A 24,512-nucleotide genomic window follows, 5' to 3' on the forward strand; every position below is an offset into this window, starting at 1 on the left:
GCAAAAGCGTCAGAAATATACCATTGTTACGGGCTAATTAAAAAAGTGTTTAAAGATTAAAAATGAGAATGATAGGGAAAATAAAATAAGTAACATTTATACGGGCCGTTGAACGGCCCGCTGCAATGTTGAAAATTCCACAGGAATTTGAGGGGTAACTCTCTGAACAGGAAGGGGTTAGTCGCGTGGGGCGCTGTCAGGTAATTTGCGCAGGCTGATGGCCAGCCGGTTGTAAGCATTCATCAAACCTATGGCAATCACCATGTCGCTAATTTCTTTGTCGCTAAATTCCGCTTGCACTGCGGCAAAAACCGCATCCGGCGCGTGAGTGGTGGCAATCAGCGTCAGAGATTCGGCCCAGGCCAGCGCGGCACCTTCACGCTTAGAGAACCAGTTCCCCGCCTCTTCCCACACCTGAGTGAGCACAATTTTGTCCCACGGCATGCCCGCTTTATGTAACGCTTTGGTGTGCATATCGATACAGTAAGCGCAGCCGTTAATCTGCGAGACGCGCAGGAAGATAAGCTCGATCAGTTCTTGTGAAAGGCCGCTCTGTGCGACGTAGCCGTAGACGCCGGCCAGCGCTTTCATTCCTGCAGGTGATGTGGCATTAAAGTCGATACGTTCACTCATTGTCTTTTCCTCTTAGCGGGTCAGGGCGTCATTTTTACCGGTTTTATGGGTAGCCGAAAGTGCCAGGAATTGACAAAAACAGTGGTCCATCGGGGCTGGATATTGCGTTAACACGCGATTCTACCCACTCGCTCAGCGAGCAGATCCGCAATGCGATCGGCCAGGCGGTGGAAGAGGGGCGGCTGACGCCCGGCGCACGGGTGCCTTCCTGTCGTGACCTGGCGGCGCAGCTCGGCGTGGCGCGCGGCACCGTGCGTGCGGCGTATGACATGCTGGTCGACAGCCAGCTGCTGGTGGCGAAAGGCGCCGCGGGCACCTGGGTGGCGGAGGTCACGCGCCCGCTGGCAACCCGTAGCCCGCAGCCTGAATCGGCGGTGCTGCCGCCGCTGGCGGATATCGTGCATGCCTTCGACAGCGTGCCGCTGACCTTTCAGATGGGCGTGCCGGCCGATGATGCGTTTCCGGCCAAGGTCTGGTCGCGCATTGTGACGCGCCACGCGCGTGAAATGGCGAGTAAGCCGACAGGCTATGCGGATCCGCGCGGTAGCCTGGCGCTGCGCCAGCAGCTGGTCAGCTATCTGTCGATGGCGCGCGGCATCCGCTGCGATACGGCGCAAATCATTATCACCAATGGCTATGCCGGGGCGCTCGGGCTGATTTTTCTCGCCCTCGGGCTGCGCGGGCAGCGCGTGTGGACGGAAGATCCGGGCTATCTGCTGGCGCGTAAGGCGCTGACGCTGGCCGGGGTCGAGAACGTGCCGTTGCCGGTGGATGAACAGGGGATCTTAGTGGCGGAGGGGCTGCGGCTGGCACCCGATGCCGCGGCGGCGCTGGTGACGGCCGGACAGCAGGCGCCGCTGGGAATGACGCTGTCGCTGGCGCGCCGCAGCGCGCTGCTGAGCTGGGCGCAGCAGTATAACAGCTGGATTATCGAGGATGACTACCTTGGCGAGTTACAGCTGCAGGGGCGTGCTGCCCCCGCGCTGGCTGCGCTGGACGGCGGCCGGGTGCTGCATATTGGCACCTTCAGTAAAAACCTTAGCCCGGCGCTGCGGCTGGGCTATCTGGTGGTGCCGGCAGCGCAAGCGGCGCATTTCTCTGAGGCGGCGGCGCTGATGGCGCCGGCATCCTCGTTCGTGCTGCACAATGCCGTTGCGGAGTTTATGCACGAAGGTCACTTTATGCGCCATCTGCGCCGCATGAAGCGGCTCTACAGCGAGCGGCTGGCGCTGATGCTGGCGGCACTGCTGCCGCTGTTCCCGCAGGTGCAGCGAGCGGGGCTGGCCGTGGTGATTGTACTGCCGCCGGGCAGCCGGGATACGCGCATCGCCCGCGAGGCGCTGGCATACGGTATGGCTCCCTCACCGCTGTCGGTGTGGTATCAGGCAGGTTCGCGCTGTCAAAACGGACTGGTGCTGAGCGTGACCAATATGCCACGAGAGGGGTTTGTACAGAGTGCAGAGCGGCTGAAAGCGCTGGTTGACGCGTTTGCTTAAACCCTGCCCCGGGAGGGGCAGGGGGAGATCATCAGGCTTTTTTCGCAGCGGCAGCTGCTTTAACGATCACCGCGAAAGCATCAGCTTTCAGTGATGCGCCGCCCACCAGGGCACCGTCGATATCTGGCTGAGCAAACAGCTCTGCCGCGTTTTTGTCGTTGACGGAACCGCCGTACTGGATGATGACCTGAGCGGCCACAGCAGCATCTTTCTTCGCGATATGGTCACGGATAAACTTGTGCACGGCCTGAGCCTGCGCTGGAGTCGCTGATTTACCGGTTCCGATGGCCCAGACTGGCTCGTAAGCCACAACCACGCCGTTGAACGCCTCAGCGCCCTGGCTGTTCAGCACGGCGTCGATCTGACGTGCGCAAACTTCTTCGGTTTTGCCCGCTTCGTTTTCAGCTTCGGTTTCGCCGATGCACAGCACCGGGGTCAGGCCAGCCGCTTTCAGCACGGCGAATTTTTTGGCGATCAGCTCGTCGCTTTCCGCGTGGTAGGTACGGCGCTCAGAGTGACCAATGATGATGTACTCTGCGCCAAGATCTTTCAGCATGTCAGCAGAAACTTCACCGGTGAAGGCGCCAGACAGGTTAACGTCGACGTTCTGCGCACCCAGAGTGATGTGGCTACCGGAAATGGCGTGTTTAGCCTGATCCAGATACATCACAGGCGGAGCAATCGCTACGCCACAACCATCAACGCCGCTCAGCTCGGTACGCAGACCGGCGATCAGCTCGTTGACCATCTGTTTGTTACCGTTCAGTTTCCAGTTACCCATAACTAATGGATGTCGCATTCTATCCTCCACGCTTTGAGAGTATTAAAGCTGCCAACGGGCAGCATTGTCTGCCAGACAGTATAGAGATCAAACATCGCAAAGGCTTTGCTTTTCGTCATCCTTTGCGCATCCGCTCTCAGGGGGCAGCCAGCGCCAGTTTCAGCGGCTCGACGGCAAACGTCAGCCCTTTTTCGCCATTATCAGCAACGATATAGCGCAATGCGCCTTCGGTTTGCTGGAAATATCGGGAGCCTTTACCCTTTGCCAGCAGGTCATTGACGCGCTTCAGGGACTGTTCATTGCTCAACATCGGTTCAAAATAGCGCACAAACGCGGCCATATACGCCAGGGCTTTATCGCGCGAGGCTTTTTGCTCCGGCCCGGGGATCGGTAGCCAGGTGATCTGCAGCGTTTTGACTTTGCCGGTGCCGTGCTCCAGTGCCGTTGAGGAGTAAAGATTTTCGTTGATCTTGCTGGCAGCACGCGTCAAATTGCTTTTGTCGCCGCTACTGTCAATGGCGCGATATTCACTTAACGGTAACGTTGTGTTGGCAGCATTATACTTTTCGCGAAACTGGCCGATAGTCATATCAAAGGTGGGAGAACCCGCCCGCAAATACGGGGCTGCCGGCAGATGTTCGGTTCGCGCCTGGGGCTCAGGCGCTGCGTGAGCCACCGCGAAGCTCATGGTGGTTAGCAGTGCAATCCCTGCCCATCGTGCATTCTTCATTTCATCGGCCCTAACCAGTAAACTCAGCTCAAGATTAAAACGGACAATGACCGGTAAAGTCAAAGGCACCTGGAACTCTGAGATAAAAATAATGACCTTACAACAGTGGTGTTTCTCTTTTCGTGGCCGGCTGGGGCGGCGCGACTTCTGGATATGGCAGGCCACCTGGCTGCTGCTTCTGGTATTGCTGTTTACGATTGCCGGTCAAGGCCTGGTCGACACGCAGACCGCCGCGTTCTGCGTGGTGGCGCTGCTGTGGCCGAGCAGTGCGGTGCTGGTCAAGCGGCTGCATGACCGCAACAAAGGCGGGCAGTGGGCGCTGCTGCTGGTGCTGGGCTGGATGCTGATGGCCGGGCACTGGGCCATGCTGCCCGGTGAGGCGCAGTGGCTGGTGGGGCGCTTTATCCCGACGCTGATCCTCGTCAGTATGCTGGTGGAGCTGGGAGCCCTTGCCGGCACGCCCGGCGATAACCGCTTTGGCAAACCGGCGCAGTCGGTGGCATTTCTGCGCCGGCGGGCGGTTGATTACCAGTAGTGCTCGCTGGTCATATGGCCCGGCTTGCGCTTGAGATGTTTACGCATGCCGCGCGTCTCCTTCAGCACCAGCTGAGTGTCGCGCACCATTTGCGGGTTGCCGCACAGCATGACGTGGCAGGTTTCGGCATCAATGGTCAGCCCGGTAGCGGCTTCCAGCTGGCCGCTCTCAATCAGGGCCGGGACGCGGCCGGTCAGTGAGCCCGGGCTCTCCTCGCGGCTGACCACGGTCTGGATCTGCAGCTGGCCGTTGTAGCGCTGCTGCAGCTCCTGCATCTGCGGCAGATAGCTCAGATCCTGCGCATAGCGTGCCGCGTGCAGCAGCACAATATTCTCGAAGCGCTCAAGCCCTTTACCTTCCTCCAGAATCGACAGATACGGGCCGATAGCGGTGCCGGTTGCCAGCATCCACAGGTTCTTACACTCGGGAATTTCGTCGATGACGAAGAAGCCCTGTGCGTCCTGGGTAATCATCACTTCATCGCCCGGTTTCAGCGCGTGCAGACGCGGGCTGAGCTTTCCTTCCGGCACCGTCACCAGGTAGAACTCCAGGTTCTCATTGCTGGGAGCATTGACGAAGGAGTAAGCGCGCACCACGCGTTCACCGTCAATCTCCAGCGACAGTTTTGCGTACTGACCGGCGGTGAAGGGGTCGATGGGGGCGTTGACGATCAGGCTAAATAAACTGTCGGTCCAGTCGATCACTTTACTGACGCGGGCATTGACCCAAACGGCCATAAAAAACTCCTTAATTCATTTGCGACATCATTGGCATCTCTGCGGCTATCTTCGCCAGCTGTCGCGACTTTTTCCAGCCGCTGGCCGATGCGAAAGCTCGTATCGACAAAGTATGAGCACTCTATAAACGTAGCGTAAAAAATGATTTACAGCTGCGCCTGCTTTTGCTGACAGCGCGGCGTGCGCTATTTTCTGCCGACCCCTCGCTTTGTCACGCAATCCTGATATTTTCAGCGCCATTATGCCGGGATATCTGGCAGATCACTCTTCACTGAGTGAACTTTCCCCCTCTTTATAATGACGCTAAGCGATGAAAAAATTAGAAAACGGGCATCTGTTAGTGATGCTGATAGCGCTGCTGGCCGTGGGACAGATGGCGCAAACCATCTACGTTCCGGCGATGTCGACCATTGCCGAGGCGTTTCACGTGGGCGACGGCGCGGTGCAGCGAGTGATGGCGGCTTACCTGATGACCTACGGCGCGTCCCAGCTGTTTTACGGGCCGCTGTCGGATAATATCGGCCGCCGTCCGGTGATCCTGTTTGGCATGGCGGTATTTATTGCCGGTTCGCTGACCGCGCTGCTGGCGCACAGCCTGAACGGACTGGTGCTGGGGGCGGCGATCCAGGGCATGGGCACCGGCGTGGCGGGCGTGATGGCGCGTACTATGCCGCGCGACCTCTATTCGGGCAGCGCGCTACGCCATGCCAACAGCCTGCTCAACATGGGCATTCTGGTCAGCCCGCTCATTGCGCCGGTAATCGGGGCCGGGCTGACGCACCTGTTTGGCTGGCAGGCCTGCTTTGCTTTCCTGCTGCTGCTGTGCCTGATGGTCGCTGCCGTCATGCTGCGCTGGCTGCCGGAAACCCGCCCGAGTGGCCTACCGCCTCGCCCGTTCTTCTCGCGCTACCGGCCCTTGCTCGGTGACAGCAGCTTTGTGCGCTATCTGCTGATCCTGATCGGTGCTCTGTCTGGGATTGCGGTATTTGAGGCCAGCTGCGGCGTGCTGATGGGCGGCGTACTGGGTTACAGCAGCCTGGCGGTGAGCGTTCTGTTTATTCTGCCGCTGCCCGCTGCCTTTTTCGGCGCGTGGTTTGCCGGGCGCAGCGAGCGTTCGTTTACCACCGTGATGTGGTACGCGGTGAATAGCTGCCTGCTGGCGGGGGTGATGATGTGGATCCCGGGCTGGCTCGGGGTGATGAATCTGTGGACGCTGATCGTGCCGGCATCGCTGTTCTTCTTTGGTGCCGGGATGCTGTTTCCGCTGGCGACCACCGGTGCGATGGAGCCGTGGCCCTATATGGCAGGTACCGCCGGGGCGCTGGTGGGGGGGTTACAGAATCTGGGGTCCGGCATCACCGCCTGGCTGTCGGCGCTGCTGCCGCAGAACGGTCAGTTCAGCCTGGGGATGCTGATGTTTGGCACCGCGCTGCTGATCCTGCTGTGCTGGCTGCCGCTGTCGAAGCATCCGCAGCCGCATGCGGCGTAAATACAGGGCGAGGCATGCCATCGCCCCTACAGGATCGTGTAGGGGGCGGGCATGCCCGCCCCAGGTTTTACAAAATATACTGATGCAAACTTTCGTCTTTCAGGTCGAGGTAATGAATCGACTGGATGCGGCGAATGGTGCGTGATTTACCGCGGATCAGCAGGGTTTCAGTGGTTGCCATATTGCCGTTGCGCGTGATGCCTTTTAGCAGATCGCCGCTGGTGATGCCGGTGGCGGAAAACACCACGTTATCGTTGCGCGCCATCTGGTCCAGCGCCAGCACCTGGCCTGCTTCAATCCCCATCGCACGGCAGCGCTCCAGCTCCTCTTCACCCAGGCGGCGGTTCTCTGGCGTGTCACCCTTAACGTCGTGACGTGCCAGCAGGCGGCCCTGCATATCGCCGTCCAGTGCGCGGATCACCGCGGCTGAGACCACACCCTCCGGCGCGCCGCCGATGCCGTACATCACATCCACTTCGCTGTCCGGCATACAGGTCAGAATCGACGCGGCGACATCGCCATCCGGGAAGGTAAACACGCGCACGCCAAGCTGCTGCAGACGGGCAATCACCGCATCGTGGCGCGGCTTCGCCAGCAGCGTAACGGTCAGCTCTGCCAGCGGTTTCTTCAGAGCCTGCGCAATGCGCCGCAGGTTCTCTTCCAGCGGCAGATCGAGGTTGATAGCACCTTTGGCGCCGGGACCGACCACCAGTTTCTCCATGTACATATCCGGGGCGTGCAGGAAGGTGCCTTTGTCACCCACCGCCATCACCGCCAGCGCGTTGGCCTGGCCAAGCGCGGTCATGCGGGTACCTTCAATGGGATCGACGGCGATATCCACCGCATCGCCACGGCCAGTACCGACTTTCTCACCGATGTAGAGCATCGGCGCTTCATCTATTTCCCCTTCGCCAATCACGATCTGACCATCGATATCGACTTTATTGAGCATAATGCGCATCGCGTGTACCGCAGCGCCATCGGCTGCGTTCTTGTCGCCGCGCCCCAGCCACTTATAGCCAGCCAGTGCTGCCGCTTCGGTGACGCGGGAAAATTCAATCGCCAGTTCTCGTTTCATGACATGCCTTAAGGAAACAAATGAGGCGGGAAGTTTATCACAGGGAAGAGGGAGGGGAAGGAGGATGCCCGCGATCTGGCGACCGCGGGCAGGGGGAGTTACTTATCGTCAGCCTCTTCCCATGCCTGCGCACGGGCGACCGCTTTCTTCCAGCCTGCGTACAGCACGTTACGCTGGGTGGTTTCGATACTTGGGCGGAACTCACGTTCGATCACTGACTTGGCGCGCACTTCGTCCAGATCCTTCCAGAACCCGACCGCCAGGCCGGCCAGGTAAGCCGAGCCGAGCGCGGTGACTTCGCGCACTTCCGGGCGCTCAACGCGCGCGCCGAGAATATCGGACTGGAACTGCATCAGGAAGTTGTTGGCTACGGCACCCCCATCGACGCGCAGCGACTGCAGGCGGGTGTTGGCGTCGTTCTGCATCGCTTCCAGTACATCACGGGTCTGATAGGCAATCGACTCCAGGGTTGCGCGGATAATGTGGTTAGCGTTGGCACCGCGCGTCAGGCCGAAGATCGCACCACGGGCATACGGGTCCCAGTAGGGCGCGCCCAGACCGGTAAATGCAGGCACCATATACACGCCGTTGGTGTCGTTTACCTTGGTGGCGAAGTATTCGGAGTCGGTGGAGTCGTTAATCAGCTTCATCTCATCGCGCAGCCACTGAATGGATGCGCCACCGATAAACACGGCGCCTTCCAGCGCGTAGTTAACCTCGCCGCGCGGGCCGCAGGCGATGGTGGTCAGCAGGCCGTGGGTAGAGGTCACCGCTTCGGTACCGGTGTTCATCAGCATAAAGCAGCCGGTGCCGTAGGTGTTTTTCGCCATGCCCGGCTGTACGCACAGCTGGCCGTACAGTGCTGCCTGCTGGTCACCGGCGATACCGGCGATAGGAATACGCGTACCGCCTTTACCACCAATGTTGGTCTGGCCGTAAACTTCGGAGGAGGACTTCACTTCCGGCAGCATCTCACGCGGGATATCGAGGATCTCCAGCATGCGCTGATCCCACTCCAGCTTGTGAATGTTGAACATCATGGTGCGTGAGGCGTTGGTGTAGTCGGTAATGTGAACCCGTCCCTGCGTCATTTTCCATACCAGCCAGGAGTCGACGGTACCGAACAGCAGTTCGCCACGGCGCGCGCGCTCGCGTGAGCCCTCTACGTGGTCGAGGATCCACTTCACTTTGGTCCCGGAGAAGTACGGGTTAATCACCAGGCCCGTGGTATGACGGATGTACTCTTCCAGACCTTCGCGTTTCAGTTTGGCGCAGTAGTCGGCGGTACGCGGGTCCTGCCAGACGATAGCGTTGTAGATCGGCTTGCCGGTCTCTTTTTCCCAGACGATGGTGGTTTCGCGCTGGTTGGTGATACCAATGGCGGCAATCTCATCGGAGTTAATGTCTGCGTGTGCCAGCACTTCAACCAGCGTAGAGCTCTGCGATGCCCAGATATCCATTGGGTCATGCTCAACCCAGCCCGCTTTCGGGTAAATTTGCTGGAATTCACGCTGCGACACGGCGACGATGTTGGAATCGTGGTCCAGAATCACGGCACGGGAACTGGTGGTTCCCTGATCGAGCGCGACAATGTATTTTTTTTCTACGGTCATAATAATTTCCTGATGGTGTAGGCAGTTAGCAGGATTATGCTTTACGCTGTGCAGCGCGTGGCACCGGTTTTTCCTGTTTTTCAGCAACCTTGCCTGGCAGGTTGTTGGCAATCAGGGCGCGGTAACCAAAGGCACCGAGACTTGCGCCGACCAGTGGGCCAAAGATCGGAACAAGGAAATAAGGGATATCACGGGCGCCGGTTAAGGCAACATTACCCCAGCCAGCAACCCAGGCGAACAGTTTTGGTCCGAAATCACGTGCCGGGTTCAGTGCAAATCCGGTCAGTGGACCCATCGCACCACCGATAACGGCGATCAGCAGGCCAATCAGCAGCGGCGCCATTGGGCCACGCGGCAGGCCGTTGCCATCATCGGTCAGCGCCATAATCAGCCCCATCATCACCGCGGTGATCACCATCTCAACCAGGAAGGCCTGGCCGACGCCAATATGCGGGTTGGGATAGGTGGAGAAGATGCCCGCGAGGTCGAGGCTTTCAACGCTGCCGCGTACCATCTGATGCGTCTGTTCGTAGTCGAGGAATAAATTGTAGTAAAGACCGTAAACCAGTGCAGCAGAGCAAAACGCTCCGGCGACCTGCGCAAGGGTGTAGGGAATGACTTTACGGCCTTCGAAATTGGCGAATAACCACAGTGCGACGGTGACGGCAGGGTTGAGGTGCGCCCCGGAGATACCGGCGCTAAGGTAGACCGCCATTGAAACGGCAATACCCCAGATGATGCTGATTTCCCACTGGCCAAAACTGGCACCGGCGAGTTTCATAGCTGCGACACAGCCAGCACCAAAGAAGATGATCGTAGCAGTACCAAGGAACTCGGCGATGCACTGCCCTTTAAGTGTGCTTGTATGACTCATGATGAAATTCCTGAAGGCGAGGTTAAATGTTTACCATCTTAGTTTTGCTTCATCCGTGAACCACCCAAATCTTATGTAGGGCTGTTGTGAATTTATCGTTAACGAGCATAAACGAGAAATAGCGAAATCAAAAATTGTGTAGCGCGTCATAAAAATGAGCGTTTTCGCGTCTTTTTCCTTTCCAGAAACGCCTGGATGCGCGTTTGATCGCGCGTGAAATGCGCAAATTATTAACCCTGACCTTACATTTTCCCCGGTGAGTTGTTGCATAAACCAGGTCTAGACCGAAAATTGTTACAGACTGCGCCCCGTGCGGGTTCGCTGCTGGACTTGGGGTGCCGCTCTACTTACAATCGGGGCATCGTTGTTATCCGCGGAATGCCGGTTCATTCCTCACCCCTGCGGCTAGCATCATCAACGCCCTGCGAATAGGAGAGGTTAAGAAATGTCATTTGAAGTGTTTGAGAAACTGGAAGCGAAAGTGCAGCAGGCGATTGATACCATCACGCTGTTGCAGATGGAAATCGAAGAGCTTAAAGAGCAGAACGGTAATCTGAACCAGCAGGTTCAGCAGGCGTCGGGTAATACTGATGCGCTGGTGCGCGAAAACCAGCACCTGAAGGAAGAGCAGCATGTGTGGCAGGAACGTCTGCGTGCACTGCTGGGAAAAATGGAAGAGGTGTAATGCTGCTCCCTCGTTAAAACAGAGAGCTGTAGAGAGAAACGGGTGCCGCAGGCACCCGTTTTCGCTTATTCGATATCGAGCGGGTCTTCCGAGAGGATCATACCGGTATTATCAGCGTACAGATGGTCACCGGAGAAGAAGGTGACGCCGCCGAAGTTAACCCGCACGTCGCTTTCACCAATGCCTTCACCCGCTGCACCCGCCGGGATCGCCGCAATCGCCTGAATGCCGATATCCAGCTCTTCCAGATCGTCTACCTGGCGCACTGAGCCGTACACCACGATGCCTTCCCACTCGTTTTCCACTGCCAGCCTTGCGAGAGCGGCATCAACCAGCGCCCGGCGTACCGAGCCGCCGCCATCAACCAGCAGAATGCGGCCACGACCGTTTTCCTCCAGCAAATCATAGAGCAGACCGTTGTCCTCGAAACATTTTACCGTGATGATTTGCCCGCCAAACGAGGTGCGCCCACCAAAGTTTGAGAAGAGCGGTTCAACGACATTCACGTCCTCGTGATAGATGTCGCACAGTTCTGAAGTATCGTATTTCATAGGGTTTTCGTCTGTTTGCTACAGGGGGGGTAAGTATATCGCTTAAACCCGGCTGTTGGCAAAATCATCAATTGTTAAAAATTGCGATGGGTCAAGCACATCGCAATTAGCTGAGCAGCAATCCAACGGCAAACAGCACGTTCACCAGCAGGGCCATTTTCACCGTTTTTTCCAGCATCGGGCGCATCGCTGCGGGGCTGGTTTCGCGCAGCACCCTGCTGCCCTGCTGCCACAACAGCGGGACGCTCAGCAGGAACAGCCAGCCGGCGGGATGGGGATTATATCGCAGCGTGAAGCATGCCAGGCAGAGTGAGGCTGCGGCGAGCAGTAGCCGGTGGTAGTGCCGCGCCCGCAGCGGGCCCAGGCGCACGGCCAGGGTGAATTTACCGTTCAGCCGGTCGCTGTCAATATCGCGCAGGTTGTTGATATTCAGCACTGCGGTCGCCAGCAGCCCGCAGGCGCTGGCAGGCAGCAGCGGCAGCATGCTGAGCTGGTGGGTTTGCAGATACCAGCTACCGATCACCCCCAGCCAGCCAAAAAATATCATCACGGAGAGATCGCCAAGGCCCAGGTAGCCATAAGGCTTGCGCCCGACGGTATAGGCGATCGCCGCAACGATCGCCAGCGCGCCCAGGGCAAGGAAGCCCAGCATATCGCTGAGCGAGCGGCAGGCGCGTGACAGCAGTACGATGCCGCTCGCCATCGTCAGCAGCACGGTGAAGACCAGCGCAATACGCATCTGGTAGCGGCTAATGGCCCCTTTCTGCATCCCGCGCAGCGGCCCAATGCGATCGGCACTGTCACTGCCTTTCCCGGTATCCCCGTAATCATTGGCGAGATTAGAGAGGGTCTGCAGCAGTACGGTGGTCAGCAGCGCCAGCAGCGCGGTGGTGAGGTCGAAGTGCCCCTGCCACCACGCCAGCGCACTGCCAGTAATGATGGAGGCGCAGGCCAGCGGCAGCGTGCGCAGGCGCAAACTCTCCAGCCAGGCCTGTGGCTGACTGATTAAGGGGGCCAGTTGGCTGTTTTCCATAGGGGGTTGCGCCTCCGATCCGCGACAGGTCGAGTCCGGCGAATGCCAGAGCGGGTTCAGCGAGCAGTTTACGCGCGACGGCGCCGGGAAGTGTTAATCCAGGTCAAGGCGCAGGCAGGATAAAAAAATCCCGGCAGGTGCCGGGATGAGGGGAGCAGGGATTACAGGATAAAGCGGCTGAGGTCTTCGTCGGCCACCAGTTCATCCAGGTGCTTGCTGACGTACTCGGCATCGATAGTGAACGATTGCCCGGTCAGGTCGCTGGCGTCATAGGAGATCTCCTCCATCAGACGCTCCAGCACGGTGTGCAGGCGGCGCGCACCGATGTTCTCAGCGGTTTCATTAACCTGCCACGCGGCGGCGGCGATTTTGCTGATGCCGTCTTCGGTGAAGTTAATCTCTACACCTTCGGTATTCATCAGCGCTTTATACTGCACGGTGATTGAGGCGCTTGGCTCGGTGAGGATACGCTCGAAATCGTGCGTGGTCAGCGCCTGCAGCTCAACGCGGATTGGCAGACGGCCCTGCAGCTCAGGGATCAGGTCAGAACGGGCTGGCCACCTGGAATGCGCCGGAGGCGATAAACAGAATATGGTCAGTTTTCACCATGCCGTGCTTGGTCGATACGGTACAGCCTTCTACCAGCGGCAGCAGGTCGCGCTGTACGCCTTCGCGAGAGACGTCCGGGCCGGAGGATTCGCCGCGCTTACAGACTTTATCGATCTCATCAATAAACACGATACCGTGCTGCTCGACCGCATCGATGGCTTCCTGCTTCAGCTCTTCCGGGTTGACCAGCTTCGCCGCTTCTTCTTCAATCAGCAGCTTCATCGCCTCTTTGATTTTCAGCTTGCGCGGTTTCTGCTTCTGGCCGCCGAGGTTCTGGAACATCGACTGCAGCTGGCTGGTCATCTCCTCCATACCAGGAGGCGCCATGATCTCCACGCCATTGGCGGAGACGGCGGCCAGGTCGATTTCAATCTCTTTGTCATCCAGCTGGCCTTCGCGCAGCTTTTTGCGGAATGACTGGCGAGCAGCAGACGGTTCCGCCGACGTTTCGTTCTGGCCCCAGTTGTTTTTAGCCGGTGGGATCAGCACGTCAAGAATACGCTCTTCCGCCATCTCTTCGGCGCGGTAGCGGTTTTTCTCAATAGCCTGAGAACGCACCATTTTCAGCGCAGAGTCAGTCAAATCGCGGATAATTGAATCCACTTCTTTACCGACATAGCCGACTTCAGTGAACTTGGTGGCTTCAACCTTGATGAACGGCGCGTTAGCCAGCTTCGCCAGGCGGCGGGCAATTTCGGTTTTACCGACGCCGGTCGGGCCGATCATCAGAATGTTTTTTGGGGTCACTTCATGACGCAGCTCTTCATCAAGCTGCATGCGGCGCCAGCGGTTACGCAGGGCGATAGCCACGGCACGCTTTGCGCCATCCTGGCCGATGATAAATCTGTTGAGTTCGCTGACAATCTCGCGCGGAGTCATAGCAGACATAAATTAGGATCCTTACGCTTTAGACGGTAGTGATTCGATGGTGAGATTGTGGTTGGTATAGATGCAGATATCGCCTGCAATACCGAGCGCTTTTTCCACAATATCCTGCGCGCCGATGTCGGTGTTTTCCAGCAGCGCACGGGCTGCTGCCTGAGCGTAAGGACCGCCCGAACCGATGGCAATGAGGTCGTTTTCTGGCTGGATAACGTCACCGTTGCCGGTAATGATCAGCGAGGCGTTTTCGTCGGCCACGGCCAGCAGCGCTTCGAGCTTGCGCAGCATACGGTCGGTGCGCCAGTCTTTTGCCAGCTCAACGGCCGCTTTCACCAGGTGACCCTGGTGCATTTCCAGTTTGCGTTCAAAAAGTTCAAACAGGGTGAAGGCATCTGCAGTACCGCCAGCAAAACCGGCAATGACTTTGTCATTGTAGAGACGACGCACTTTTTTGACGTTGCCTTTCATTACGGTATTGCCGAGGGTAGCCTGGCCATCACCGCCAATTACTACCTGGCCGTTGCGTCGTACACTTACTATTGTTGTCACGGGCAGACCCCTTGTTGCAGTCGGAAGATGACCCCGCACGCTTTGTGCGGGGCACTGATGCAATCAGATATGGGGCGAGATTAGAGGGTTTCAACCCCCCACAGAGAGAGGAATACAATTTGAGTGGCCGGAACCGCGCAGGCGTTTCAGGGTACTGTCGGCTCCGCTGCGGTTGTTATACGGACCAATCACCACGCGATTCCAGCCGCCGCCGGTAGTGATGCGGCTTTCAAAACCTTCGAAGGCCAGCTGGGCGCGGATGGATTCCGCCTGGTCGGTCCCTTTGAACGATCCACACTGCACCATCCAGCGCTGACCGTTGGTTTTTTCGGCCTCTTTCGGCTTAGTTTCCACTTTCGGCGCGGCGGCGGCAGTTTCCTGCTTCGGCTGCTGGCGCACCGGCTCACGCGTGACCGGCGTGATGGGTGCCGGGCGCGGCGTGGCGGGCTGCTGTGCCTGCTGCGGCTGAGTGCGCACCGGCTGCTGAGTTTGCTGTTGTGGCATGCGCGACTGCTGCTGCAGCTGGGTTTGCTGCTGCTGGCGCTGTAGCGTCTGCTGGCGCTGCGCCGGAGTTTGCTCATTCCACGGCACTTCGTTGAGCTGGGTTGGCTGCTGGCGCATATCGGCCTGCATCTGGTCCAGCAGCTGGCGCTGTTCGTCGGTTAACTGCGTTTGCGAGTGCGCTTCGCCGCCGGAGGTTGGCTCGGTCGGCGTCGGGACACCGAGCTGACGATTTTCCAGCTCTTTGATATAGCGCCAGCGCTCTTCCGGCTTCGGCGGCAGGCCGTTGCCGGTGGCTTTATGATCGGGGATCACCGGCACATCTTCTTTTTTATGATGTGCAATAAACCACAGCCCACCAATAAAGGTGACCAGAACGGCAACTGCCAGCACTACCATGATTTTTGATACACCGGATCCACTGCTGCGCTTCTTGCTGCGACTGTTGGTCTTTTTGCGACGCGTCCCTGTCGAACGCCCGCGGCCTACATAATCTTTTTGTGCCACTATCGTTCCGCTAATAATCAATGAAGGTAAGGCCGGGCAGAAAGCAGGGGGGTCGGGCGCCCGGTTATAGCCCGCCATGTTACTCAAGGGTCGGAAGTTTGACCAGCAGCGATATGTCTAAGAATATGCTGATTCTACTCCCGCCGCACCAGGGTTACGCCTCATCGCGCAGTGAGGGGGCGGTGCTGCCGCGAATTTTCAGCTCAAAATCCAGCAGGCGCGAGCCATTGCTCACCATTCTGCCCTGTAACTGCTCCAGCAATAGTAGCATTGCCTCACGACCAATGTTGAAGCGTGGCTGCGCGACGGTAGTGAGCTGCGGGTCGCTGTAGCGCGACAGTTCGATATCATCAAAGCCAATCAGAGAAATATCCTGCGGCACGCGCAGGCCCATCGTTTTCGCCTGCGCCATGGCGCCAAGCGCAATAATATCGCTGTGGCAGAACAGCGCGTCGGGCGGTTTCGGCAGGCTCATCAGATGTTTCATCGCCTGTGAACCCGCGTCGAAACTGAATTCACCGCGCACGATATATTGCGGATCGACCGGGATGCCGTGACGGCGCAGCGCCTGGATGTAGCCCTGCAGGCGATACTGGCAGAGCGGCATATCATCCGGCCCGGCTATGCAGGCGATACGGCGATGGCCAAGTTTTTGCAGATGGTTGACGGCTTCAAAGGCGGCGGTAAGGTTGTCGATATGTACCGTTGGCAGCTCCAGCTCCGGGGCGAACTCGTTGGCCATCACCATCGGCGGCAGGTTGCGCTGCTCCTCGACGCCCGTTTCAAACGGCACGTTGGAACCGAGCAGCACCATGCCGTCAATCTGCCGGGTCAGCATCAGGTTAAGGAAGGATTTTTCCTGCTGATTCTGGTGTGCGCAGTCGCCAATCAGCACCAGATAGCCTTCGGAAGCCGCCACGACTTCGATGCCGCGAATGATTTCACTAAAGAACGGGTCGCAGATGTCCGGTACGATCACCAGTACAGTACGTGACTCGCTACGTCGCGAACTGCGCGTCATTGAGTGGGGGGAGTAACCCACGGCGATCACTGCCTGTTCTACTTTATAACGCGTCGCCGCAGAGACCTTTTCCGGATTCATCAGCGCGCGGGAGACGGTTGCCGTCGATACGCCTGCGTGTTCAGCCACGTCCTTCATGGTCGCTGCTGTTGTCTCTTGATTGTGCCCCAACGCTTTTCTCCTCACGCCAGCCTGAGCTGACCTGACCAACTGATGACGATTTTTTATGGCAATAATGACGTTTACCGCGAGCCGAGCGGATAACTCCGCATTCTTAACAGATCTAACGACGTGCTGTTACTTAATTTGCATAAAAATTGTGACTTGTGCGACTTTTTTCGATCTGCCGCATAACTTTGCCACGCAACCGGTTACGTTCTCAGCTTTCGCTCGGGTCGATATCCAGCGTCCATTTGACTTTGCGCGCTTGCGGCAGGGTGTTAATCAGCGGCAGGCTGGATTTGATTAGCCGCTGCAATACGGCGCGGGAAGGGTGTTGTAACAGCAGCTGCCAGCGGTAGCGACCGCTGCGTTTTGCCTGCAGTGCCGGCACCGGACCCATGACCCAGAACGATTCATCATTCAGCGGGCTGGCTTCCAGCAGGTTACGCAGCTGCTGCAGGAACAGGCTGGCCTGCTGATTATCGTGGTCTTCAGCACGGAACAGCGCGTGGCTGGTAAATGGCGGCAGGAACACGCTGCTGCGCTCGCTCAGCGCCTGATGGGCAAAGGCATCGTAGCCCTGATGCAGCAGGGTTTGCAGCAGCGGGTGCTCAGGGTGGTGGGTCTGCAACAGCACCTCCCCCTGCTTGCCTGCGCGCCCGGCACGGCCAGCGACCTGCACGTAAAGCTGGGCGAAGCGCTCCGCCGAGCGGAAATCGGCGGAAAACAGCGCGCCGTCGACGTCAAGCAGCGACACCAGCGTAACGTCCGGGAAGTGGTGGCCTTTCGCCAGCATCTGGGTGCCGACCAGAATACGCGCACCGCCGCGGTGCACCTCCGCCAGCTGCTGCTCCAGCGCGCCTTTACGACTGGTGGTGTCGCGGTCGATACGCGTCAGCGGCACGTCGGGGAACAGCGCCCCGATATTATGCTCCAGCTGTTCCGTGCCTAATCCGACCGGCACCAGATGGGTGGAGCCGCACTGTGGGCACTGATGCGGCACCGGGCGCTGGCTGTCGCAGTGGTGGCAGCGCAGCTGGCGCTGATGCTGGTGAAGAGTGTAATAGCGATCGCAGCGCTGGCATTCAGCTATCCAGCCGCACTCGTGGCACAGCAGGGTGGGGGAAAAGCCGCGCCGGTTGAGGAACAGCAGCACCTGATTATCCGCTTTCAGATGCTGGCCGATTTTTTTGATCAGCATCGGTGACAGCCCACCCTGCAGCTTCACGCCCTTCAGGTCGACCAGTAGCTGAGTGGCTTTGGTGGCGTTCCCGGCGCGCTTGCTGAGGCTGAGCTGGCGATATTTCCCCAGCTGAACGTTATGCAGGGTTTCCAGTGCCGGGGTGGCGGAACCCATCACAATCGGAATATTTTCCTGACGCGCGCGAAATACCGCCAGGTCACGGGCATGGTAGCGCCAGCCCTCCTGCTGCTTATAGGAGCTGTCGTGCTCCTCATCAATAATGATTGCGCCGAGGCGGGCAAACGGCGTGAACAGCGATGAGCGGGTGCCGATGACGATCGCCGTTTCGCCGCTGCGCGCGCGCAGCCAGACGGCCAGGCGCTCGCTGTCATTTAAGCCGGAGTGCAGCACGTCGACCGGGGCATTAAAGCGCTCGCGAAAGCGGGCAATAGTCTGGGGCGTCAGGCCGATTTCCGGCACCATCACCAGCGCCTGGCGGCCGCTGGCCAGAATATTTTCCAGCATGCTGAGGTAGACTTCGGTTTTGCCGGAGCCGGTGATGCCTGCCAGCAGCCACGCGGAGAAGCAGTCGTCGGCGCTGCGAATCGCCCCGACCGCCGTGGCCTGCTCGGTATTCAGGCGCAGGCGCTCGCCATTGACGGCATAGCCGGTGCGCCAGTCCTCGCGGGCACGCTGCTGCGGACGCAGTTCACACAGCCCTTTGGCACGCAGCGCCTGTAGCGTTGCTTCGGTGATGTCGTGCTGGCTGACTTCGTGACGATACAGCGGGCGGTTGCGCAGGGCGGCCAGTGCCTGCTGCTGTTTTGGCGCGCGCTTCAGGCTTTCCGGCGCGGTGGCCTTGCCTTCTTCGGTCATCACCCACTGCCACAGCGGCGCTTCTTCCGCCGCTTTACCCTGGCGCAGCAGCACCGGCATGGCGTGGAACAGCACCTCTCCCAGCGGAAAGTGATAGTAGTCGGCCGCCCACAGCAGGATGCGCCACAGCGAAGCCGGGTAGAGCGATTCGCTGTCCAGCACCTCTATGACGTTCTTCATCTGGTCGAGCGGGAAGTCGCTCTGCTCGACAATCGCCACCACCACGCCGGTTGCTTTACGCTTGCCGAACGGCACGGTCACTCGCCCACCCACCACGGCGTGGCTGATAAGGTGAGGTGGCAACAGATAGTCAAAGTTGCGGGCAAGCGGAACGGGTAGCGCGACCTGAACAACGGGCATGAATTCATCCGGGTGAAAAATTAAGCCAGTTAGTGTACACTGAGTCTTCCTCAATGTGCGGATCCGATTGCGGTGTGTGGTTAATTTCTGTATAGTTCGCCGCCGTTGGTACGGCATTTTGGTATCAACTTCACTTGAAACATTAATCTTCGTGTGGTGCCGGTGCAGGAGTTATCCTGGCGCGGGAGAGCGACACGGCCTTAACTGAGGTTTTCCCATGAAAAAAGGTATTCACCCTAATTACGCTGAAGTTACTGCTAAATGTTCTTGCGGTAACGAAATCAAAACCCGCTCTACCGTGGGTCACGACCTGAACCTGGACGTGTGTGGTAACTGCCACCCGTTCTACACTGGCAAGCAGCGTGATGTTGCTACCGGTGGTCGTGTTGACCGCTTCAACAAGCGTTTCAGCATCCCAGGCGCTAAATAAGCACCCGGTAAGATGTAAGAAAAAACCCAGCTTCGGCTGGGTTTTTTTGTGCCTGAAGCTTGAGATTGATAATTTTATATCTTCATTTGGGAAATTATATAGACACCATTTTAAAAATAAATAATATAAATCAACGAACTGTAAAAGAATGTGAGCTTATAATAAAGTTCCCCTCGCAGTAATTTCCAGATATTTTGAAAACAAAATTTGCAAATTAAAATAGTGTGATGTATTTATTTCAGTGTGCCTGGAGGATGTTATTCAGGTGAAGCGGACGATCCCTGTAGCCGAAAACAGCTATCACTCGCTGCTAGTTTGGGCGGGTCATAAGGAGAATGAATTGAAACTCTTTTTTTTAAAAAACCTGATATTATTATTATCAATGATGACTGGATTTTTGTTTCTCAGCGGCGCGGGCATCTCTCCGCAATTTTTCGTCTATACACCCTCCGCTGAAGTTTCGGAATTCGTCATAACTATCAGTGTATTAGTGTCTTTTTCTTTGCTGGGTCGTAAAATAACTCACTTATTATTTAAATCTGAATAAATCAGCGGCTGGTGATTTGTTATACCTGAACAGGCATTGGCTCTTATCCTTTTTTTATGGTGGTGAAATTAACGCCCCTACGCTGACTGCTGAATTTACAAAACTATCTCATATTGTGCGGGCTCCTGTTTATAATGAAACTGCAATCAGGAGGGGCAGTTTGAATCACTAACGGTATTCTTTCGAGCCAGGCTTCGCGCAACAGTTTTAACCTCCGTGGTCATCTCCGTTTTATCTGCTCAGTATTCCGATTTTATACTCTACAGGCTTCAATGAACTGAGTTGCTATAAAGAGTAAACATTATCTTTGAGCAGGCGGAGCATACGGTAGCAAACGACAACGTGCCGTTAAGCGGATAGGGTCGAAGAGGGGTAAAGGGGGGTACAGACACCATCGTGGCTATCTGGCAATCCGGTTAAGCCGGGCACCCAATACTGAATCAGGTGCCCGACCGGATAACCGAATGACTTGCAGGCGCTTAGTATTCCCAGGTATCGGGATCGACGCCCATTTCCCGCATGATGGCTTTCGCTTCTTCGGGAATTTCGTCGCTGCGCTCTTTCCGCAGGTCGACATCATCCGGCAGTGGCTGTCCGGTAAACGCATGCAGAAACGCCTCGCACAGCAGTTCGCTGTTGGTGGCGTGACGCAAGTTATTAACCTGACGGCGCGTGCGCTCATCGGTCAAAATCTTCAGAACCTTCAGCGGGATGGATACCGTGATTTTTTTGACCTGCTCGCTCTTCTTACCGTGTTCAGCGTAAGGGCTGATATATTCGCCGTTCCACTCAGCCATGGGCTACCTTAATCAATTAAATTGGAAATGCCGAAATTCGGCTAATTATGCCCGAAGTTTGTCGCCATCACATAGAGATGGCACAACTTTCTCTGGGGGATATCGACATAATTCTAACGGTTATTGCCGCATTGCTCAATCTATACGCAAAGACATTTAGATGTCCAGATGTATTGACGTCTATACTCACCCGCTTTACTCTATAACACTTCTCTTATTATCCAGCAGGAACTTGTGCACCATGACGCGTAAACAGGCAACCATCGCAGTACGCAGCGGTTTGAATGATGACGAGCAATATGGCTGCGTTGTCCCCCCGATCCACCTTTCCAGCACCTATAACTTTACCGATTTCAACGAGCCGCGTGCGCATGACTACTCGCGGCGCGGCAACCCGACCCGCGATGTGGTGCAGCGTGCGCTGGCGGAGCTGGAAGGCGGTGCCGGGGCGGTGATGACCAATACCGGGATGTCGGCGATCCACCTGGTGTGTACCGTGTTCCTGAAGCCGGGTGACCTGCTGGTCGCTCCGCACGATTGCTACGGCGGCAGCTACCGCCTGTTCGACAGCCTGAGCAAGCGCGGCGCGTATCGCGTGAAGTTTGTCGACCAGGGTGACGAAGCGGCGCTGCAGGCGGCGCTGGATGAGAAGCCAAAGCTGGTGCTGATTGAAAGCCCTAGCAACCCGCTGCTGCGCGTGGTGGATATTGCCGCTATCTGTCAGGCTGCCTCTGCGGCGGGCGCGATTAGCGTGGTGGATAACACCTTCCTCAGCCCGGCATTGCAGAGCCCGCTGGCGCTGGGTGCGGATCTGGTGATCCACTCCTGTACCAAATACCTGAATGGCCACTCGGATGTGGTGGCAGGCGCGGTCATTGCGAAAGATCCGCAGCACGTGACCGAACTCGCCTGGTGGGCCAACAATATTGGCGTCACCGGAGCGGCTTTTGACAGCTATCTGCTGCTGCGCGGTCTGCGCACTCTGGCACCGCGCATGGCAGCCGCACAGCGTAATGCGCTGGCGATTGTTGATTATCTGAAGCAACAACCGCTGGTGAAAAAGTTGTATCATCCGTCACTGCCGGAAAATGCAGGCCATCAGTTTGCGGTACGTCAGCAAAAAGGTTTCGGCGCGATGTTAAGTTTTGAGTTTGACGGTGACGAAGCCACGCTGCGTCGTTTCCTGAAAGCGCTGGAATTATTTACCCTGGCGGAATCGCTGGGCGGCGTGGAAAGCTTGATTTCCCACACGGCTACCATGACCCATGCGGGCATGTCGGCAGAGGCGCGTGCGGCGGCAGGCATTTCCGAAACGCTGCTGCGTATCTCGGTGGGAATTGAAGATCACGAAGATTTAATCGCCGATCTGGATAATGCATTCCAGGTAGCGGCCAAGAGGTAAGCATGAGTTATTCAGCAGTGGCAGGGGCGTTGGGGACACGGCAGTTGCATAAATTTGGTGGCAGTAGTCTGGCCGATGCCAAATGCTACCAGCGCGTTGCCGGGATTATGGCGGAGTACAGCCAGCCGGGCGACCTGATGGTGGTCTCGGCAGCGGGCAGCACCACTAATCAGCTGATCAGCTGGCTGAAGCTTAGCCAGAGCGACCGGTTATCTGCGCATCAGGTGCAGCAGGCGCTGCGTCGCTATCAGAGCGAACTGATTAGCAGCCTGCTGCCGCCCGAGACGGCTGCCCCGATGATTGCTGAATTTATTCATGATCTGGAAAAACTGGCCGCGCTGCTGGACGGTCCCATCACCGAGGCGGTTTATGCTGAAGTGGTGGGGCACGGTGAGATCTGGTCGGCGCGCCTGATGGCTGCCGTCCTTGCCCGGCGTGATATCGACGCCAGCTGGCTGGATGCACGCCAGTTCCTGCGCGCTGAACGTGGCGCACAGCCGCAGGTGGATGAAGAGAAATCCGCCCCGCTGCTGCAACAGCTGATGGCGCCACGCGCAGCGCAGCGCCTGGTCGTTACCGGATTTATCTGCGCCAATGACGCCGGAGAAACGGTGCTGTTGGGGCGCAACGGCAGTGACTACTCCGCCACGCAGATCGGTGCGCTGGCGGGCGTGTCGCGCGTCACCATCTGGAGCGATGTCGCCGGGGTTTACAGCGCGGACCCACGCAAAGTGAAAGATGCCTGCCTGCTGCCGCTGCTGCGCCTGGATGAAGCCAGCGAGCTGGCGCGCCTTGCTGCCCCGGTGCTGCACACCCGCACGCTGCAGCCGGTTTCCGGCAGCGATATCGATCTACAGCTGCGCTGCAGCTATACGCCAGACGAAGGCTCTACCCGCATTGAACGCGTGCTGGCTTCCGGCACCGGCGCACGTATTGTTACCAGCCACGATGATGTCTGCCTGATTGAGTTCCAGGTCCCGGCGCAGCATGATTTTGCCGCGATGCACAAAGAGATCGACCATTTACTGAAGCGCGCGCAGATGCGCCCGCTGGCAACCGGCGTGCATCCTGACCGTAATCTGCTGCAGCTCTGCTACACCTCGGAAGTGGTGAACAGCGCGCTGACCCTGCTGGAGGATTCGGCGCTGCCGGGTCGTTTACAGCTGCGCGATGGCATGGCAATGGTGGCGATGGTCGGCGCAGGCGTCTGCCGTAACCCGCTGCACAGCCACCGTTTCTGGCAGCAGATGAAAGATCAGCCGGTGGAGTTTATCTGCCAGTCGCAGGAGGGCATCAGCCTGGTGGCGGTGCTGCGCGTGGGGCCAACCGAACATCTGATCCGTGGTCTGCACCAGACGCTGTTCCGCGCTGAGAAGCAGATTGGCCTGGTGCTGTTTGGCAAAGGCAATATCGGTTCACGCTGGCTGGAGCTGTTCGCGCGCGAGCAGAAGACCCTTTCTGCGCGCACCGGTTTTGAATATATCCTGGCCGGGGTGGTCGACAGCCGCCGCAGCCTGCTGAGCTATGACGGTCTGGATGCCAGCCGCGCGCTGGCGTTCTTCGAGGATGAAGCGGTTGAGCAGGATCAGGAATCGCTGTTCCTGTGGATGCGCGAGCACCCGTTTGATGACCTGGTGGTGCTGGATGTGACCGCCAGCGAAACCCTTGCCGCGCAGTACCTCGATTTCGCCAGCTACGGTTTCCACGTGATTGGCGCGAACAAAGTGGCGGGGGCGGCAACCAGCGGCAGCTATCGCCAGATCCGTGATGCCTTCGCTAAAACCGGGCGTCACTGGCTGTATAACGCGACCGTCGGTGCCGGACTGCCGGTTAACCACACCGTGCGCGACCTGCGCGAAAGCGGCGACAGCATTCTGTCGATCAGCGGCGTCTTCTCCGGAACGCTCTCCTGGCTGTTTCTGCAGTTTGACGGCACCGTGCCGTTTACCGAGCTGGTGGATCAGGCCTGGCAGCAGGGGTTGACGGAACCCGATCCGCGCGTCGATCTCTCCGGCCAGGACGTGATGCGCAAGCTGGTGATCCTCGCGCGTGAAGCGGGCTATGACATCGAACCCGATCAGGTGCGCGTCGAGTCGCTGGTGCCTGCCAGCTATCAGTCCGGCTCGGTGGATGACTTCTTTGAGAATGCCGATGAGCTGAATGAGCAGATGGTGCAGCGCTTTGAAGCGGCGCAGGAGCTGGGGCTGGTGCTGCGCCACGTGGCGCGTTTCGATGCCAACGGTAAAGCGCGTGTCGGCGTGGAAGCGGTGCGCCCCGATCATCCGCTGGCGGCGCTGCTGCCGTGCGATAACGTCTTCGCCATTGAGAGCCGCTGGTATCGCGATAATCCGCTGGTGATCCGCGGCCCGGGCGCCGGGCGCGATGTTACTGCCGGGGCAATCCAGTCTGACCTGAATCGCCTGGCACAGCTGCTGTAATCCCTTCCTGATT

At 58.0% G+C, this 24,512-nt stretch carries 21 protein-coding genes and 1 pseudogene; 7 read left to right on the forward strand and 15 right to left on the reverse strand.

Annotated features, from left to right (window positions below):
• Window positions 1-177: 177 nt before the first annotated feature.
• The gene (locus tag ACLI4M_RS10250) at window positions 178-633 is read right to left on the reverse strand and encodes a carboxymuconolactone decarboxylase family protein (RefSeq protein WP_099753989.1); all 456 of its coding nucleotides are present in this window, start codon (window positions 631-633) and stop codon (window positions 178-180) included.
• A 59-nt stretch (window positions 634-692) separates the two neighbouring features.
• Here ACLI4M_RS10250 and ACLI4M_RS10255 point away from each other — a divergent pair, with 59 nt between their 5' ends.
• Window positions 693-2,129: a PLP-dependent aminotransferase family protein gene (locus ACLI4M_RS10255; protein ID WP_133622289.1), complete on the forward strand. Its 1,437-nt coding sequence runs from the start codon at window positions 693-695 to the stop codon at window positions 2,127-2,129.
• 31 nt (window positions 2,130-2,160) lie between these two features.
• Here the strand turns inward: ACLI4M_RS10255 and tpiA are convergent, their stop codons facing one another.
• Together tpiA and ACLI4M_RS10265 are read right to left on the reverse strand one after the other, a co-directional pair.
• A complete protein-coding gene (gene tpiA / locus ACLI4M_RS10260; RefSeq protein ID WP_048914271.1) occupies window positions 2,161-2,928 on the reverse strand; it encodes a triose-phosphate isomerase in 768 nt (255 codons plus the stop codon).
• 118 nt (window positions 2,929-3,046) lie between these two features.
• Entirely contained in the window at window positions 3,047-3,640 is a 594-nt protein-coding gene (locus tag ACLI4M_RS10265) for a DUF1454 family protein (RefSeq protein ID WP_133622288.1), read from the reverse strand.
• A 91-nt stretch (window positions 3,641-3,731) separates the two neighbouring features.
• Here ACLI4M_RS10265 and ACLI4M_RS10270 point away from each other — a divergent pair, with 91 nt between their 5' ends.
• Complete coding sequence (locus ACLI4M_RS10270) at window positions 3,732-4,175, forward strand: DUF805 domain-containing protein (protein ID WP_048914297.1); 444 nt, start codon at window positions 3,732-3,734, stop codon at window positions 4,173-4,175.
• Here the strand turns inward: ACLI4M_RS10270 and fpr are convergent.
• The gene (gene fpr / locus ACLI4M_RS10275; protein WP_048914272.1) at window positions 4,166-4,912 is read right to left on the reverse strand and encodes a ferredoxin--NADP(+) reductase; all 747 of its coding nucleotides are present in this window, start codon (window positions 4,910-4,912) and stop codon (window positions 4,166-4,168) included. The two genes, ACLI4M_RS10270 and fpr, sit on opposite strands and share 10 nt — an antisense overlap.
• Window positions 4,913-5,222: 310 nt before the next feature.
• On the opposite strand from fpr, the gene emrD reads away from it, so the two are divergent.
• Window positions 5,223-6,401, forward strand: coding sequence for a multidrug efflux MFS transporter EmrD (emrD, locus tag ACLI4M_RS10280; protein WP_048914273.1), 1,179 nt, complete (start codon window positions 5,223-5,225; stop codon window positions 6,399-6,401).
• Between the two features lie 67 nt (window positions 6,402-6,468).
• Here emrD and glpX read toward each other — a convergent pair whose 3' ends face one another.
• The 3 genes from glpX to ACLI4M_RS10295 all read right to left on the reverse strand — a co-directional run bounded on the left by glpX (window position 6,469) and on the right by ACLI4M_RS10295 (window position 9,966).
• Window positions 6,469-7,479, reverse strand: coding sequence for a class II fructose-bisphosphatase (glpX, locus tag ACLI4M_RS10285; protein ID WP_133622287.1), 1,011 nt, complete (start codon window positions 7,477-7,479; stop codon window positions 6,469-6,471).
• A 98-nt stretch (window positions 7,480-7,577) separates the two neighbouring features.
• Window positions 7,578-9,092 (reverse strand): glycerol kinase GlpK, encoded by a 1,515-nt coding sequence (gene glpK / locus ACLI4M_RS10290; RefSeq protein WP_048914275.1) that lies wholly within the window; start codon window positions 9,090-9,092, stop codon window positions 7,578-7,580.
• 34 nt (window positions 9,093-9,126) lie between these two features.
• Window positions 9,127-9,966, reverse strand: a complete 840-nt coding sequence (locus ACLI4M_RS10295) for an MIP/aquaporin family protein (protein WP_133622286.1) — start codon at window positions 9,964-9,966, stop codon at window positions 9,127-9,129.
• A gap of 445 nt (window positions 9,967-10,411) precedes the next feature.
• On the opposite strand from ACLI4M_RS10295, the gene zapB reads away from it, so the two are divergent.
• A complete protein-coding gene (zapB, locus tag ACLI4M_RS10300) occupies window positions 10,412-10,651 on the forward strand; it encodes a cell division protein ZapB (RefSeq protein WP_048914277.1) in 240 nt (79 codons plus the stop codon).
• Between the two features lie 65 nt (window positions 10,652-10,716).
• Here zapB and rraA read toward each other — a convergent pair whose 3' ends face one another.
• From rraA to priA, 7 genes and pseudogenes are all read right to left on the reverse strand, one after another.
• Window positions 10,717-11,202, reverse strand: coding sequence for a ribonuclease E activity regulator RraA (gene rraA / locus ACLI4M_RS10305; protein ID WP_048914278.1), 486 nt, complete (start codon window positions 11,200-11,202; stop codon window positions 10,717-10,719).
• 106 nt (window positions 11,203-11,308) lie between these two features.
• Window positions 11,309-12,235, reverse strand: a complete 927-nt coding sequence (locus ACLI4M_RS10310; RefSeq protein ID WP_133622285.1) for a 1,4-dihydroxy-2-naphthoate polyprenyltransferase — start codon at window positions 12,233-12,235, stop codon at window positions 11,309-11,311.
• 161 nt (window positions 12,236-12,396) lie between these two features.
• Window positions 12,397-13,732: pseudogene (hslU, locus tag ACLI4M_RS10315) on the reverse strand (HslU--HslV peptidase ATPase subunit).
• 12 nt (window positions 13,733-13,744) lie between these two features.
• Complete coding sequence (gene hslV, locus ACLI4M_RS10320) at window positions 13,745-14,275, reverse strand: ATP-dependent protease subunit HslV (RefSeq protein ID WP_048914281.1); 531 nt, start codon at window positions 14,273-14,275, stop codon at window positions 13,745-13,747.
• 90 nt (window positions 14,276-14,365) lie between these two features.
• On the reverse strand, window positions 14,366-15,283 hold the full coding sequence (gene ftsN, locus ACLI4M_RS10325; RefSeq protein ID WP_133622284.1) for a cell division protein FtsN: 918 nt from the start codon (window positions 15,281-15,283) through the stop codon (window positions 14,366-14,368).
• A 154-nt stretch (window positions 15,284-15,437) separates the two neighbouring features.
• The gene (gene cytR, locus ACLI4M_RS10330) at window positions 15,438-16,475 is read right to left on the reverse strand and encodes a DNA-binding transcriptional regulator CytR (RefSeq protein ID WP_099753994.1); all 1,038 of its coding nucleotides are present in this window, start codon (window positions 16,473-16,475) and stop codon (window positions 15,438-15,440) included.
• Between the two features lie 208 nt (window positions 16,476-16,683).
• A complete protein-coding gene (priA, locus tag ACLI4M_RS10335; protein ID WP_048914284.1) occupies window positions 16,684-18,885 on the reverse strand; it encodes a primosomal protein N' in 2,202 nt (733 codons plus the stop codon).
• 217 nt (window positions 18,886-19,102) lie between these two features.
• Here priA and rpmE point away from each other — a divergent pair, with 217 nt between their 5' ends.
• Window positions 19,103-19,315 carry a 50S ribosomal protein L31 gene (gene rpmE / locus ACLI4M_RS10340; RefSeq protein ID WP_048914285.1) on the forward strand — a complete coding sequence of 71 codons (213 nt, stop codon included), beginning with the start codon at window positions 19,103-19,105 and terminating at the stop codon, window positions 19,313-19,315.
• 1,026 nt (window positions 19,316-20,341) lie between these two features.
• Here the strand turns inward: rpmE and metJ are convergent.
• Window positions 20,342-20,659 (reverse strand): met regulon transcriptional regulator MetJ, encoded by a 318-nt coding sequence (metJ, locus tag ACLI4M_RS10345; protein ID WP_013200201.1) that lies wholly within the window; start codon window positions 20,657-20,659, stop codon window positions 20,342-20,344.
• A 241-nt stretch (window positions 20,660-20,900) separates the two neighbouring features.
• Here metJ and metB point away from each other — a divergent pair, with 241 nt between their 5' ends.
• Window positions 20,901-22,061, forward strand: coding sequence for a cystathionine gamma-synthase (gene metB, locus ACLI4M_RS10350; protein ID WP_133622283.1), 1,161 nt, complete (start codon window positions 20,901-20,903; stop codon window positions 22,059-22,061).
• A 2-nt stretch (window positions 22,062-22,063) separates the two neighbouring features.
• Window positions 22,064-24,499, forward strand: a complete 2,436-nt coding sequence (locus ACLI4M_RS10355) for a bifunctional aspartate kinase/homoserine dehydrogenase II (protein WP_133622282.1) — start codon at window positions 22,064-22,066, stop codon at window positions 24,497-24,499.
• Window positions 24,500-24,512 lie beyond the last annotated feature (13 nt).

Origin of the sequence: Erwinia sp. LJJL01 (assembly GCF_047300805.2) — a bacterium.
In the GTDB taxonomy this organism is placed as follows: Bacteria; Pseudomonadota; Gammaproteobacteria; order Enterobacterales; family Enterobacteriaceae; genus Erwinia; species Erwinia aphidicola.